Consider the following 14,236-nt stretch of genomic DNA (forward strand, 5'->3'; position numbering starts at 1 on the left):
CCCCGGCGCGCCGTACCGACCTGGTGTGTTGTTCGTTGTCGTGTGGCCATGTCGCCATTCTCCTGTCGTGTCCGATGAACCCCGATTGCCGCGCCGGTACCGTTCACTGACGGTCATACTCGCCGGGTACGACAGGATCCGCCCGGCGGGCTGACGAGCAGGGGTCGGGCAGCTCAGCTCGACATCACGCGGGTGTGCAGGTCGGACACCACCTTGCGGGCCGACTCGAAGGCACCGGCCTGCCAGGCGATGTAGTGGCTGAGGTGGTCACCGGCGAAGTAGACCCGACCGTCCGGCTCCAGCAGGCGCCCGTAGTGCCCGCCGCTGGTCCGCGATGGCCAGGACATCCAGCCGCCCTCGCTGTAGCGGGTCCGCTCCCAGGCCACTGAGAACGACGTCTCCACCTCGCTGCGGTACGCCTCGCCGTGGATCTTCACGCCCTGGGCGACGGCACGGGCCTCCCGCTCGGCGGGCGGCAGGGCCGCGTACGACTGGGCGTTGGCGCCGAAGTTGTAGTAGCCGATGACCAGGCCCTTCGCGCCGTGGTAGCCGTAGGACGGGTACCAGATCGCGGACAGGTCCAGGTTGGTGTTGGTGATGCCGGCGTAGATGTTCTCGTCCTGCTCCCACCAGCGCCGCCGGTACTGCAACCCGATCTTGCCGGTGGCGGTCGGCACCGCGTAGCCGAGGGCGTCCCGCACCGGCGGGGACAGGTTCGACGGGATCCGCGCCAGCACCGGCGGTGGAATCGTGCAGACGCAGAAGTCCGCGGTGACGGTCCGCACCCGACCGCCGGGTCCGGCGTGGACGACCGAGACACCGGAGCCGGTGTTCGAGATCGACCGCACCTGGGCGCCGTAGGTGATCCGGCCGCGCCCCACCGCCTCCTCCAGGGCGTACGCGATGCGGTCCATCCCGCCGACCGGTTGGAACATCAGCATCGCCTGGTCGTAGCCGAACTCGAAGGAGAAGTACCGTCCGACGCCGCTGGCCAGCACGTCCGGCAGGGAGTGCGGGGTCAGTTTCGGCGTACCCGTCTCGTTGCCCGCGCCCGGCTCCACCAGGTAGCCCCGGCGGTTGGTGCCCGCGTACCGCCAACTCGCCGCCGGATTTCCCGCCACCCGGCCGCCGATCGCGCCGAACCCGCGCAGGAACTCCAACAGCCGTTCCTTGTCGTCGGCGGTGAGCTGCCCGTCGAGCGCGCCCTGGTCGGTGGCCTTGGCCAGCAGCTCGGAGACGTAGCCGTAGACGTCCGCCTTCGCCTCACGGTGCCGGATCGGCGTGCCGGAGAGCGGGCCGACGTCCTCGTTGTAGTAGTAGCCGTCGGCGTTCTGGTTGCCGAAGATCTCGACCGGCACGCCCAGTTCCCGGCAGTAGTCCATGGTCACCATGTGCTGGGCGATCCGCGCCGGACCGGCGTTCATGTACTGCCCGCCGGTGAACCGGGCGCGCTGGGTGTGCCCGTCCAGGTCGGTCTCGCTGGTGCCACCGCGAACCGTCCAGTTACGCCCACCCGGGCGGCTGCGCGCCTCCAGCACGGTCACCCGGTAACCGGCCTTGCCCAACTCGTACGCCGTCGTCAGTCCGGCGATGCCGGCGCCGAGCACGACGACGGACTTCGCGGACCGGCCGGTCAGCGTGAAGTCCGACCGGTTCGGGGCCCGGAACGGCGGCGCCGCCTGCGCGGCGGGTGCCAACCCGAGCGCGCCCATCGTCCCGTAGAGCACCCCGGCGCCGCCGGAGACTCCGACCGCCTGGAGGAACTGCCGTCGCGTGGTGGGTGTCGTCATTGCCGCCTCCCTCGCCAGATCGATGGACGACGATCTCAGCGGCGTGTTTCATCGACGTAGCCCATTGGTAACACCCGCCCGACCGGTCACCGCGCTCTTGCGCACACCAAGCGTGTCCGCGCTCCCGCCACCGGCAAGGCGAGGAAGCACGACACCGAAGGGTGTCCGATTCGCAACAATCAGGGCATGAACGAGGACGCCGGCTGCGCCGACCCACGGCAGGTTCCCGACCTCCGGGAACGGCGTCAGCGCACCCTCCAGCGCACCGCCGCCTTCACCGACGGGGCCGTAGCGATCGCGCTGACCCTGCTGGCACTCCCCCTGGTCAACTTCGCCGACGCGAGCACGGCTCGGCAGTCGGTGGCCGAACTGTTCGCCGCGCACCTCGGAGACATCCTCTCCTTCGCGGTGTCGTTCCTGGTCATCGCGCTGTTCTGGCGAACCCACCGGCACCTCTACGAACAACTCGTCGACTACGACGAGCCCCTCGTCCTGCTCAACACGGCATGGCTAATGGCGGTGGTCTTCCTGCCGTTCCCCACCGCACGACTCTTCGTCGAGACACACCTGCGCACCGACTCGGCGGTCCTCTACCTCAGCAACATGCTGCTCATCAGCCTTCTCGCGCTGACCCAGGCATGGTGGGTCGACCGCCACCCCCACCTGCGCGCCCCGAAGAGTCAGTCGAGCGCCCGGACCCTGGCCGCGCCGGTCGCGCTCAGCGTGACCTTCGCCGCCGCCACCCTGACCGCACTCGTTTCGCCGACCGCCGGCCTACTGGTGCTCATCGGCCTACCCTTGGCGCAGGCCATCGCCGCCCGACTCACCAGAGCACCCTCGACCGGAGACCGCGAGTAGTCGACACCAGCCACCAGCATCTCAGGGCCGTTTCTCACCTGCGGCGCTTGTTCAGACTCGGAAGGCCACCGGAGACGGTCCGCACGCTGCCGTCCGGGTTGCTACGGCCCGGTTTCTGCGGTGCCTCGATGACCCGCCGACCGGCGAGGTCAGCGGCGCTCAGGTTGACGACGGCGCGATCCGAGGACCGCCAACTCCGCACGGCAGCGAGCGCCTGCTGGTCGTCGGCGACGCCGGTCAGCGTACGCATCGCTGGCATCGCCCTGGACGGGTCAGCGAGCAGGAGTTGGGCGACATCGGCGGAGCTCAGGCTGCGCGGCGAGCCGTTGCCAGTAGGTGCGAGGGAGGCGTGGATCTTCCCGTCCTGGAGCCACAGCCACACCGGCCGCTTGCCGTCGCCGGCCCGAATCACCGGGGTAGCTGGTCTGGACGACTGTGCCGGGGAGACCGGTGTGGCTGTCAGGTGGGCTCGCAACCCGGCTGTCAGCCGAGACTGTCGCCGCGACTGAGGCGGAACATCGACAGCCGTGCGGGACATACCGTCCGACGGCGATGCCTTCATCCTGGGTTGCGGGCCTCTTGCCTGGACCGCTTGCCGTTGCCGCACGAACCAACCGGCATGTTCCCACTGCTGCGGCGTGAACCTCACCGGGACGACCTCGGTGAGGTGCGGCGACGCCGGGTCCTGCAGAGAGAGTTGTGCGCGGCGCCTTGCGTGGTCGGCCGCAGTGAGCGACCCGACATCGAGGACCGCAGTCAGCGGTATCCGCCGGAGGTCCGCCTTCGGCCAGGGCAGCAGACGTCGACGCCGGAGAACGAGATGCGCCCCCTCGAAGCGGGCAACCCAGCGTCGCACTCGCACCACCTCCCGTGCTGCGCACGTTAGCGGCAAGACGACCGCCGCTGCCTCAGCACAATGGCCAATTGAGACGGCGAGTCGTCCGGTTGTGTCAGCGACGCCACCAACCGCGCCGTCCTCCAGGGCGTACGTTCCTTACGTGTGCTCGATGGTGCGCTCCGAACGCGCGGCACCGACGTCGGACAGGAACGGACTGGGCGGACCGCTCCATGAGACGTGCAGAGCTTCTCGGGCCCGGGTACTGGCAACAAAGAGCAGACAGCGTTCCCGGAGCAGATCACTTCCGTGCTGGATGGAATCCACCTCGGGCGGCGTGACCTCCTTTGCGAAGGGCACCGCCTTCGCCGTGACACCGACTATCGCGACACACCGGAACTCCAGGCCCTTCATCGCGTGCATGGTGGCGAGCCGTATCCCGTCGATGTCGGCACCCGGCTGGTCCCGTACCCGGACCGACGGAATGCCGGCACCGGTCAGCTCGTCCTGCACACTGCTCAACGTCGTGTTGAAGCGCGAGCAGACAGCGATCTCGCTCGGTCCCACGCCCTGCGCCAGCCACTCCCCCACCCGCTTGACCACCGCAGCGATCTCGGCCTGCGACGAGGTGTGCCCCTGCGCGGTAGGTCGCTTGCCGTGCAGCAGCGACCGGTAGCCGGTCAGGCTGTCCTCGCCCTCGCCACCGAAGTCCTCGACCTGCGCCCCGACGAGGACCCTCGTAGACCAGGTAAGAATCTCCTCGGTGCTGCGGTAGTTGATCCGCAATCGGCTGCTACGGCCGGTGACCGAGATACCGAGCGCGCTGAGTGACACCCGCGAGTCGTAGATCCGCTGGTGCGGGTCGCCGGTGATGAACAGGTCGTCGGGGCCGGGCGGCACGGCTGCCCGCAGCACCCGCCACTGCGCGGGATGCAGGTCCTGCGCCTCGTCGACCACGACGTGGTCGTACCCGTGCTCAACCAGGTCGGCGTCGCCGAGCAGCTTGGCCGCCTGCGCGCAGATCTGCAGGTGGGTGGCGGTGCTGGCGGCCGACAGTTCAGCGGTGAACATCTCAACGGCGTCCCACACCCGGTCACGCTGCCGCGTAGCCAGCCCGGCGCCCCGGCCGCGCCGGCTGGCGACACGGTATGCCTCTCGCGTCTGCACGTCGTGGGCGAGAATGACATGCCGATATTCCTGGGCCAGGAACTGCTCGGTCCAGGGCAGCGTCAGCTTCCGGCACACCCGCCGCCAGGTCTGCCGCTCGTCGATGTCACCGATCGGCGTCGGCACCCGGCCGGCGAGGGCCCGCACAGTGCGGTTGGCGACGGCGTCCACCGTGGTCACCTCCACCCGCGCCAGCTGCTCCTCGTCGCCGAGAAGCAGCGCCAGGTTCTCCCGCAGGCTGGCGGCCAAAGCGTTGGCGTACGTGGTGAGCAGCACCCGACTGTGCGGCGTACGAGAGAGCAGGTGCTTGACCCGGTGCAGCGCGGCCACCGTCTTCCCGGTGCCCGGCCCACCGGTCACCTGAGCCGGACCGGTGTACGTCACCCGGTAGGCGACCCGCCGCTGCGACGGATGCAGGAACACCCGCCAGGCAGCGAACGGCTTGTCGAGGATCTCGGCCAGTTCGTCGGGCCGGGTCACCAGGGTGATCCGGCTGGTCGTGTTGGCGATCGCGATTTCCAGGCTCTCGCTCGGGTCCGGCGTCGCGTCGACCGGTCGACGCGCGGTCACCAGGTCGCGGTAGACCTCGTCCGGGCTGAACCCCTCGGCGAGGTACTGCAACACCTCGAACTGATCCTCCGGCAACAGCGTCCCGAACGCCTCCAACTGCGACTTGTCCACGATCGTGCGGACCGCACGCAACACCTGGTCGTCGATGCCGAGGTCGCGCAGCACGGTGTCGGAATGCTTGGCAAACAACAGGCTCGGTGCCTGCGCGGCGGCCTTCTCCAGCGCCGGGGTGAGCTGCTCGATGGCGACGACGTTACGGACCTCCAGAGCACGGGTCGCGCTGTTGACCGTGTAGAGCCGCTTCGCGGCCCAGCCGTACGCGTCGTCGTGCGGCACGACGTTGAGCAGGAGGAACGTGTCGCTGCCGTCGTCCGGCGCGAGGACCACCCCGCGCCAGAAGTCGGTGATCCGGATGGTTCGCATCCGTGGGTCACGGGCGTTGTTGACCGACTCCAGGTGCAGTCCCTTGTCGGCGTACAACTCGGCGACGGTGAGCTGCTGGAACTTCTCCATCGCCTTGCGGACGCCGGCCTTGACCGGCTTCTCCAGGACGTCGTAGCTCTGCCAGAAACTGTTGGCGAGGGCGAGCTGCGGCACGGAGCCTCCTGCCTGATGATCGATTACGGCGGTGGATGCGACCCTACCGGCGATCCGTCGGGCTGCTCCCACGACGGAGCCGAGCTTGGTCCGGCCAGGCAACCCCGTAGTCGCTCTTCCGCCCCGTTCCAGCAACGGCTTTTCAGCACGAGCGGAAGAATAATGAGTCGGATTCACGACACCTTCCGCCAGGAGTAGTCGTCTAGGCTGCGGCGACCTGAAATCAAGGGGACGGGCGAATATTCCGTGACGGACGCAACCAACAGTCAACACATCTGTCGGCAGTGCGGCGTGATCTGCGTCCAGTCTGGTAGCACCTGGGTCCACCCGGAACCGTGGCGCACCCTCAAGGCCCGGCGCATTTGCGAGCGCCCTGAGCCGCTTCGTGCAGCCACCCGCCAGGAGATCAAGAACGGCGCCATGGAACTGGTGCGACGCGACAGGTGGATCCAGGAGGAGCAACTCCAACCGCTTGTCACCGCTGAGGGTAGTCCCATCGAAGTCGCAGTCGTCGGTTGCTACCAGTTACATCCGACCGGGCACGAGCACCCCCGTGGCTGGGGTTATCTGGCCGACGACGGCCACTACGGTTTTGGCGCGACAACCACACAGCGGCGCTTTGACGGCGATGGCGAGTTGGCGGCCGAGGCGAGGGCGCTGTTCTGGGCGCTGCACCGGCTTCTCCGGCGATACCGGGTGACGGTCGTGACCGACTATCCAGCGATCGCCGAGATGGTCGACGCCTGGCGCCGTGGCGAGCTGACTGCAGCGCCACCGGGATACGACCGATCCGATCGTCCGTCGGGTCGGCAGGCCAAGCTGATGTATCTGGCACCTCGTGTCCATCAGTACGCCGACCAGGTGTCTGTTCGGGTTGTCGGCGGATACGAGGACACCATCCTCGGCCGTGCGGCGAACGAACTGTCCGTCCTTGGCTGGAAGTGGAGCGCCGGTGAGCTGAGCAAATTCAGCGCCCGGGAACGTGGCCTTTCAGTCGCCAGCGACGCCCTCGGTGTCGAGCCGGCTCTCGTGCCTCGCATGGATGGGAGCGACAGCCCCGACGAGCCGCGTACCAACCGGTCGCGAGGAGCAGGTCCCTTACACGTACGGCAGAACGGAAGCGCAAGGATGTCGAACGGTTCTTCCTCCCGGAGGCGTCGGGAACTTCTGATCAACGGCCGCCGGGTCCGCATTACCGACCTGCTTGAGGCTGGACTGCTCAGCGCTGGCGCAGAGCTGACCTTTCAGCAACGGATCGGCGAAACGCCCTACCAGGCAACGGTTACGGAGCGGGGACAGCTCCGCCTGCCGGACGGCCGAGAGTTCCCTACCCCGTCTCGTGCCGCGGCGGAGTCCGCCGGGCTCGTCGCAGTGCCGGGTTGGGCGGTCTGGCGGGTCCAGCCCGGAGGGGAGACCTTGCACCAGTTGCGGGCCAAGCTACTCAAGGACGTGGCCGACGAGGTATCAGCCGACGAGGAGCAGCCCGATGAAGAAGCAGAGGCGGTACGCCGCCGCTTCACGGTGCTCGAAGAGGCCCGGTCAGAAGCCGACGCCGGCAAGCCACGCAACCTGACCGTCCGCGAATTCATCAAGTACTGGGGCTTGGAGGACCGCGACCGGACCGCCAGCGCGCAGATCGACGCGGACCTCGCGAACCACGGCCTGACCACCGCTCCCGACTTCCGTACCGTCAGCTTGGACAAGACGATCCGGATCATTTTGCAACCTGAGGGGGACGAAGCTGGCACCAAGGACGGGGGTGACATCTCTGATCCCTTGCAGTCCAGCAGCGACGAGGAAAGCGTCGATGTCGGACTGACGCTGGGCAACATGCTGCCGGACGACATGTCGCTGACCTGGGTGTCTCCCACGGCCTCGTTCGAAGAAGCCATCACGGCGATGCAGGTCGACGACTTTTCCCAGATCGCGGTGCTGGCCAACCCGTATACCCTCCATGGCGCCGTGAGCTGGGAGTCGATCGCTGCGGCGAAGCACCGCGATGCCAATGCCACGTTCAGTGAGGCGATCGATCGGCGCGCGGCTGCCCGAGTCTTCGATTACGACGTGCGCCTGCTGGACGTGCTGGAGACACTTCAGAAGAACGGCTTCATCTTTGTCCGAGACGACCAGCGGAAGATCAGCGGCATCGTCACCGCAGCCGACGTGGTACGCAAGTACGACGAAACAGCAACACCGTTCTTCCTGATCGGCGAGATCGACCAGGAGTTGCGCCAGCTCCTACAGAACATGTTTGATGAGGAGACCGTCAAGCAGGCGTGTTCGGCGGCAGGCTCCTCCTTCAAGTCCTTCGATTCCATGTCGATCGGGCAGTACCAAGCAGTGCTCGACAACCCGGACTGCTGGAAGCAACTCGGTTGGCCACTTGACCGAAAGACCTTCGTCAAACGCCTTGACCGGCTACGCAAGGTCCGCAACAACGTCATGCACTTCAACCCCGACCCGGTGCGACCAGCGGATGTCGGCAGGCTTCGCAACTTCCTCGACCTGATCCGCCGCTACAGCAAGTGAGAACCGAGGTTCTGCATGCCCGCATTGACGGCTGAGGTGAAGGACGCGAACAGTCCCGTGGCCCGATGGCTCCGGTCGACCTTCCCGCACCACGGGAAGGTGCAGGCCGAGTACCGGCAAGTTGCGGGAGTTGCACAGGTGCTGCCCAGCCCTGCGGTGGCGCTGGGCACGCAGGGTGCGGCGATCGACTGGTGGCTACGGTTCCTGGTCGACCCGGCCCCGTCGGTCGGCCTGGCAGCAGCTGGGTTGCGCTCAGGTCGGGCACCCTGCATCCGGGCTGGTGGTGAACTCCTGGGCGAGCTGGGCGTGATCGATTACCGCACGCGCCAGCTGGCCTCGGTGGAGCCAGCCCGATTCGCCCACCGAGACGACGAGTGGTGGGCCCGGGTGTCATACGCGCTTGCCCTGCTGGCGGAGTTGTACCGGGCACCCCGAGTTGACGGCTCCCGGCTGATGCGCCTCAACCCCGCCGACGGGGCAGCGCAGCTGCTGGCGCTGGCCAATGCCGACGAGGTCGCCGACCTGGTCGCCATGCGCGACCTCGCGGTGAAGCGACTGCTACCGGCGCTGCCGCCGGGGCAGGTAGTCAGTGGGTCCACCTTCGAAGGCAGCGCGGACCTCAACGCCGACGCCGACCTGATCGTCGGCGGAATGCTGATGGACTTCAAGGCAAGCCAGGGCGGTCGGCCTCGCTCGGACGGCACCCGGGCGGCGGCGCTGTCCCGCGCCGACCTGGACCAACTGCTGGGTTACGTGCTGCTGGACTATTCGGATGCCTTCCGGCTGGATGCCGTGGCAATCTACGCCGTGCGCTTCGGCCACCTCCAGACCTGGCCGTTGAGGGAACTCTGCACCAGAATGGCCGGTCATCCAATTGACCTCGCGCTGCTCCGCAAGCAGTTCGCCGTCCTGCTCCGCCGATAGACCGCCCGCCGCTCAATCACCTCTCGTAAGGAGTTCCAGGCATGGCAACAGATGCCTTCGACGGGCCAGTCCCGGCAGCGGCCGCACCTGGGCAGCGAGTACTCGACCTTCTGGACAAGGCCATCGACATCCAGGGCCCACTGGTGCGCAAGAACATCGCCCGTGCCCGCCAGCGGAATCCAGAGGCGACACCGGCGCAGGTGATCCGCAGTCTGGAGCGGATGTACGTCAGTGCCCTGACCGGGACAGGCGCGGCAGTCGGAGGAACTGCGGCCGCGCCCGGCGTCGGCACGGGGGTCGCACTGGCACTGTCGGCAGGCGAGGTCTTCTCGTCTCTTGAGCTGAGCGCACTCTTCGCGCTCTCTATCGCCGAGGTCCACGGCATCCCCATCGACGAGGTGGAACGCCGCCGGACGATCGTGTTGGGGATCATGCTCGGCGGAAGCGGCTCCGCCACCATCACCAAGGTCGCTGAGCGTACGGGGCAACACTGGGGACGTCAGGTCGTCGCCAAGGTGCCTGCCGAGACGTTGCGCCAGATCAACAAGATCCTGGGCAGACACTTCGTCACGAAGTTCGGCACCAAGCAGGGCATCGTCGTCCTCGGTCGAGTGGCACCGTTCGGGATCGGCGCGGTGATCGGTGGCGCCGCCAACGCCGCCATGGCCTCCCTGGCGGTGAAGGCCGCTCGTCACGCATTCGGCCCACCCCCGTCGGGATGGTCGTGAACGCAGGGCGGTGAGGTGCCGCAGCCCGACGCGGTCAGCGATGGCAGCGCGGCGACTCGGGCCAGCACCGGCCGCCACATGCCGTCCTGACCGTCCGGCCCGATCTCGACGCCTTCGAGCCACACCCACTGCCCGTCGTACCACTGGCTGACGTCCAGCCTGACCCGGACGATCCGCAGCCGCAGCGGACCGGCTGGATACCGGTAGTCGGCCTTGCCCAGCCGGACCACGTCGCCGGGTGCGACGCAGACCTGCGGGACCACTGGTACGCGGACCACGGCCGCCCCGATCGGGCACTCCTTGTCGCACGGCAACCCGACTCGGGCAGTCAGTGCCGCCTGTCGTGCCCGCAGGATCAGCCGGTTGCGGATCTGCGCGGGCGACAGGTCGAAGGCGCTCACCGCAGGTACGTCCGCAGAAAGCGCGTGATGGTCGCCTCGGCCCAGGCCGCCCGGGGACACGTGCCGTCCGCGCGACAGTCCGGGCATTTCCGGGTACGCGGATCCTCGGCGGGCCGCCGCCAGTGCTGGTTCGTCAGCCGACTCGCCCGCTCAAGCTGATCCGAGGTGATCTCATCGCCCGGCTCCGCCCGATCGGGCTCGGCCGGCGGCCCAGCGTAGGCCGGCGTCGGGAACCTACCCCGGTTCTGCCGCCCGGCCAGGCCGTCGCCGTAGCGCCCCTCCCCCTGGTTCCGCGCCCCCGTCGGACGCTCCTCGGGCCGCTCGTAGACCTCCGCGCCGTCGCAGCGCGAGGTCACCCGCAGCTCCGGTACCACATGCTCCACCGACACCCGCCGAAACCGCCCCGGCACATCCCCGTCCGGCGCCGCCTGCCCGGTCAGGTCCAGCGCAACCGGCCCCGGCCGCAGGAACCACTTCCACCGCCTACCCATTGCCCCTCCCTGGTCTGTCGACAAAGGCACCTGCCGCTTTGCTTACGCTGCGGCGAATCACCGGTCGTAGCCCCGAGCTCGGGCCTGCGCGGACTGCCAGTCACGCATGGCGGTCTTGATCCGGGCGGTCTCCCGGCGACTCTCGGCAAGCGCCTGCTGAACGGCGGCCAGGTCGCCGGCGACCCGGTCGAGGAACGCGTACACCTCGTCGGGTGCCAGGCCACGACGGCCTGGCCAGACCCGGCGGAAGCGACGTCCGCGTACCTGCCAGGGCAGCAAGCCGGAGTACGCGGCGGAGCGGTAGGTCGTCATATCGCTGCCTTCCAGGCTGGACGAAAGGGATGCGATCGAAACGCGGCGGCCGCCCGGGGGGAATCGGCCGACCGCCGCGCTGTAGTCATGCTGCGACAGTCCGCACTGGATCCGCAACGTTCCAGAAGCAGATTTCGCGCATATGCATTGACTCTCTCCCCTGTAACCGCTAGGTGTTACAGAGGAAGGTGACGCAGCGTTGCGAGCTGGAACGAAGGAGTGCGCCCATGCCCGAAGACATCGGATCGACCGTGCCGCGCCGACAGCTCGGTCGGCTGCTACGCCAGTTCCGCAACGAGGCGGGGGTGACGCTCGACGCCGCCGCCGAAGCCCTGGAATACAGCCGACAGAAGATCTGGCGTCTCGAATGCGGCATGGGCTCGGTCCGGGTGCTCGACGTCAAGGCGATGTGCGAGCTGTACGGGGTGTCGCCGGAGATGACCGAGGCGATGCGCGGCCTGGCCACCGAGACCAAGTCCAAGGGCTGGTGGCACGCCTACGGCGACGCGGTGCCGAGCTGGTTCGAGCTGTACGTCGGCCTGGAGTCCGCCGCTGCTCACCTCCGCCAGTACGAAGAGGCGCTGATCCCGGGTCTCCTGCAAACACGGCAGTACGCCCTCGGCCTAGCCCGTCTTGACCAGCCGTCGATTAGCGACGCAGACCGCGAGCGCTCGGTCGAGGTGCGACTGCAACGGCAGGGGTTGCTGACCCGTCGACACCCGCAGCCACCCCGTTTGGACGCCGTACTGTCGGAAGCGGTGCTACACCGCACTGTCGGCAACCGCAACGTGATGGCCGAACAGCTCACACACCTGCTCTCAACCGCCGAGCGGCCGAATGTCGGCATCCGGGTGCTGCCCTTCGTCGCCGGGGCATATTCGGGCGCGGTGGCCGGTTCATTCGTGATACTCGATTTTCCTGCGACCAACGGCGGTAGAGCCGTGCCAGAGCCCTCCGTGGCCTACAGTGAGTCGCTTACCGGAGCGCTCTACCTCGACAAGCCCAACGAGCTGGCGGCCTATCATGGCGTGTGGCGCAGCCTAGAGCAGTTGGCTCTTGATGAAGCACAATCTATGGACATGATCAAGAGGATCATCGGGGAGATGCGGCATGACTGACCTGACCGGCGCTGTCTGGCGCAAGAGCACCCGCAGCGGTGGCAACGGCGGCAACTGCGTCGAGGTCGCCGCCAACCTTCCCGACCTCGTCGCCGTACGCGACTCCAAAGATCCGGCCGGGCCCGCACTCACCTTCTCCCCCATGGCCTGGACCGCCTTCGTCCAGGCCAATGCGGAAACCGACGCCCGGACGCACTCCTGACGTCGAGGACCCAGGTTCTGGGGACCTGCCGACCAACCCCCACGAATGCGAAGGAGCGCCACGCTCAGCAACGCCCTCGCGGCAGGCGGAGAGTCTGCATCAGGTCGATGATCTCGGTAGCGGTGGCGTCATCCGGGCCATGGGCGCGGGCCAGGTCGCGCGACAACTCTTCGAGGGTGCGGGCGGCGGCATCCCGGTCGCCCGTACCCAGATGCAGCAGCCCGACCTGACGACGGATCTGCACTGTCCTGGAATCGGTCGCCCCGAAGACCGCGGTGTTGTCGTGGACCAGGTCGATCATGCTGTCGAGCGCTCGGCGGGTCTGGCCGACCAGCGCGTGACAGGTGGCCAGTCTCAGCCGACAGGTCAGGGCCGCCTCCGAAAGTGCGCCGTGCCGGATGGTGACGTCGTCGACAAGGCTTCCGTAGGTGCTCGCGGCGCGATGGTAGTCGCCCTCCTCGAAGATGGCGTCGGCCTGCTCGAAACGCAGCGTGAGCACGTCGTCGTCGCGGGGGCCCAGAGTGTCGGCCGCTGCGGTGGCCACCCGGGTGAGCAGTTCGGCCGCTTGGTCGTACCGCGACTGGCGGACCAGTTCGGCGGCCTCGCTGCGCGTCCGCCTCAGGTCCGGCCGCGTCACGGCCAGGGTGGGCGTGGTCATCGCCGGTGTGGGCGCGGCGGGTGCCGGATCGCGGCGGTGGGGCTGTGGGGCCGGGCCGCGGACCGTGGCGAAGATGCGGCTCACCACCCGGGCGTAGAGATGTACCGCGCTCGGTTCGGCGGGTGGGTTCGTCGCTCCGACGATCGGCCCCAGGTCGTTGGCGAAGGGCAGCAGGCGTTCGTAGACGATGTCGGCGTCGGCGGGACGCTGCTCCGGCTTCTTCCGCAGCATCTCGAGCACGAGCGCCTCCAACGGCGCCGGCACGTCGCTGCGGACCGCGCGGGCGGGCACCGGTTCCTCCCGTACCTGCTTGGTCATGATGTCGAAGATGGTCGGCCCAGTGAAGGTCTGGCTACCGGTAAGCAGTTCGTGGATGGTGCAGCCCAGCGCGTAGATGTCGCAGGCCGGCCCGCTGATGTTGGCCTCGATCCGTTCGGGGGCCATGTACGCCGGGGTCCCGAGTAGGTGTCCGGCCCGCGTGATGGTGGAGAAGTCCGGGATGGTCGGCGCGACTGCCAGCCCGAAGTCGAGCACCTTCACCGTGCCGTCCAGCTCCATCATCAGGTTGCTCGGTTTGAGGTCCCGGTGCACCAGCGAGGCCCGGTGCGCCGCCGACAGCACGGCGCAGACCTGAGCGGCGACCGCCGCCACCCAACCGACCGGCAGGGGCCCGTGGTCGGCCAGGAGGGCCTTGAGACTGGTCCCGTGGATGCGCTGCATCACCAGGTACGGCCGCCGGTCGTGGGTGCCCACGTCGTAGACGGCGGGTACGCCGGGGTGCTCCAGGCGGGCGGTGATCCGCGACTCCCGGACGAAGCGTCGGACATAGTCGTCCGGTTCGTCCGGCGGTAGCCGCACGAACTTGACGGCGATCGGCCGGTCGAGCCTGATGTCGCGCCCGAACCAGACCTCGCCCATCCCACCCTGGCCGGACGGGCGTTCCCCGAGTTCGTAGCGGCCATTGACCAGTGCTCTTCGCGCCACATTCTCTCCAGTCAGCCACGTCGATCAGTACCGAGAGGCTAACCGAGTGTGCATCCACTGTGTCCGGTGGGC

13 protein-coding genes are annotated in these 14,236 nt (G+C 68.1%); 6 read left to right on the forward strand and 7 right to left on the reverse strand.

Annotation, left to right across the window (positions count from 1 at the left end; genetic code table 11):
- Positions 1–173: 173 nt before the first annotated feature.
- Positions 174–1,790 (reverse strand): flavin monoamine oxidase family protein, encoded by a 1,617-nt coding sequence (locus tag ACIBO1_RS25200; RefSeq protein ID WP_396750632.1) that lies wholly within the window; start codon positions 1,788–1,790, stop codon positions 174–176.
- 186 nt (positions 1,791–1,976) lie between these two features.
- Here ACIBO1_RS25200 and ACIBO1_RS25205 point away from each other — a divergent pair, with 186 nt between their 5' ends.
- On the forward strand, positions 1,977–2,648 hold the full coding sequence (locus ACIBO1_RS25205; protein ID WP_396750634.1) for a TMEM175 family protein: 672 nt from the start codon (positions 1,977–1,979) through the stop codon (positions 2,646–2,648).
- Positions 2,649–2,682: 34 nt separating this feature from the next.
- On the opposite strand, the gene ACIBO1_RS25210 is transcribed toward ACIBO1_RS25205, so the two are convergent.
- Both ACIBO1_RS25210 and ACIBO1_RS25215 read right to left on the reverse strand, forming a co-directional pair.
- Positions 2,683–3,060, reverse strand: coding sequence for a hypothetical protein (locus ACIBO1_RS25210; protein WP_396750636.1), 378 nt, complete (start codon positions 3,058–3,060; stop codon positions 2,683–2,685).
- A 582-nt stretch (positions 3,061–3,642) separates the two neighbouring features.
- Positions 3,643–5,817 (reverse strand): UvrD-helicase domain-containing protein, encoded by a 2,175-nt coding sequence (locus tag ACIBO1_RS25215; protein ID WP_396750638.1) that lies wholly within the window; start codon positions 5,815–5,817, stop codon positions 3,643–3,645.
- 246 nt (positions 5,818–6,063) lie between these two features.
- Between ACIBO1_RS25215 and ACIBO1_RS25220 the strand changes: the two genes are divergently transcribed.
- From ACIBO1_RS25220 to ACIBO1_RS25230, 3 genes are all read left to right on the forward strand, one after another.
- Complete coding sequence (locus tag ACIBO1_RS25220) at positions 6,064–8,346, forward strand: hypothetical protein (protein ID WP_396750640.1); 2,283 nt, start codon at positions 6,064–6,066, stop codon at positions 8,344–8,346.
- A gap of 99 nt (positions 8,347–8,445) precedes the next feature.
- The gene (locus tag ACIBO1_RS25225) at positions 8,446–9,270 is read left to right on the forward strand and encodes a hypothetical protein (protein ID WP_396750642.1); all 825 of its coding nucleotides are present in this window, start codon (positions 8,446–8,448) and stop codon (positions 9,268–9,270) included.
- A 41-nt stretch (positions 9,271–9,311) separates the two neighbouring features.
- Positions 9,312–9,998 (forward strand): hypothetical protein, encoded by a 687-nt coding sequence (locus tag ACIBO1_RS25230; RefSeq protein WP_396750644.1) that lies wholly within the window; start codon positions 9,312–9,314, stop codon positions 9,996–9,998.
- Here the strand turns inward: ACIBO1_RS25230 and ACIBO1_RS25235 are convergent.
- The 3 genes from ACIBO1_RS25235 to ACIBO1_RS25245 are packed head-to-tail and all read right to left on the reverse strand — an operon-like array spanning position 9,962 to position 11,202.
- Positions 9,962–10,399: a hypothetical protein gene (locus ACIBO1_RS25235; RefSeq protein ID WP_396750646.1), complete on the reverse strand. Its 438-nt coding sequence runs from the start codon at positions 10,397–10,399 to the stop codon at positions 9,962–9,964. The genes ACIBO1_RS25230 and ACIBO1_RS25235 overlap by 37 nt on opposite strands.
- Positions 10,396–10,890 carry a hypothetical protein gene (locus tag ACIBO1_RS25240; protein ID WP_396750648.1) on the reverse strand — a complete coding sequence of 165 codons (495 nt, stop codon included), beginning with the start codon at positions 10,888–10,890 and terminating at the stop codon, positions 10,396–10,398. The genes ACIBO1_RS25235 and ACIBO1_RS25240 overlap by 4 nt, the downstream gene beginning before the upstream one ends.
- Positions 10,891–10,947: 57 nt before the next feature.
- Positions 10,948–11,202, reverse strand: a complete 255-nt coding sequence (locus ACIBO1_RS25245) for a DivIVA domain-containing protein (RefSeq protein ID WP_396750650.1) — start codon at positions 11,200–11,202, stop codon at positions 10,948–10,950.
- A gap of 227 nt (positions 11,203–11,429) precedes the next feature.
- Here ACIBO1_RS25245 and ACIBO1_RS25250 point away from each other — a divergent pair, with 227 nt between their 5' ends.
- On the forward strand, positions 11,430–12,320 hold the full coding sequence (locus ACIBO1_RS25250) for a helix-turn-helix domain-containing protein (protein WP_396750652.1): 891 nt from the start codon (positions 11,430–11,432) through the stop codon (positions 12,318–12,320).
- Positions 12,313–12,522: a DUF397 domain-containing protein gene (locus tag ACIBO1_RS25255; protein ID WP_396750654.1), complete on the forward strand. Its 210-nt coding sequence runs from the start codon at positions 12,313–12,315 to the stop codon at positions 12,520–12,522. Before ACIBO1_RS25250 ends, ACIBO1_RS25255 begins: the two co-directional genes overlap by 8 nt.
- Positions 12,523–12,586: 64 nt before the next feature.
- Here ACIBO1_RS25255 and ACIBO1_RS25260 read toward each other — a convergent pair whose 3' ends face one another.
- Positions 12,587–14,164: a protein kinase gene (locus tag ACIBO1_RS25260; protein ID WP_396750656.1), complete on the reverse strand. Its 1,578-nt coding sequence runs from the start codon at positions 14,162–14,164 to the stop codon at positions 12,587–12,589.
- Between the last annotated feature and the right edge of the window lie 72 nt (positions 14,165–14,236).

The sequence above is a fragment of the Micromonospora sp. NPDC049903 genome (assembly GCF_044460945.1).
Taxonomy (GTDB): domain Bacteria; phylum Actinomycetota; class Actinomycetes; order Mycobacteriales; family Micromonosporaceae; genus Micromonospora.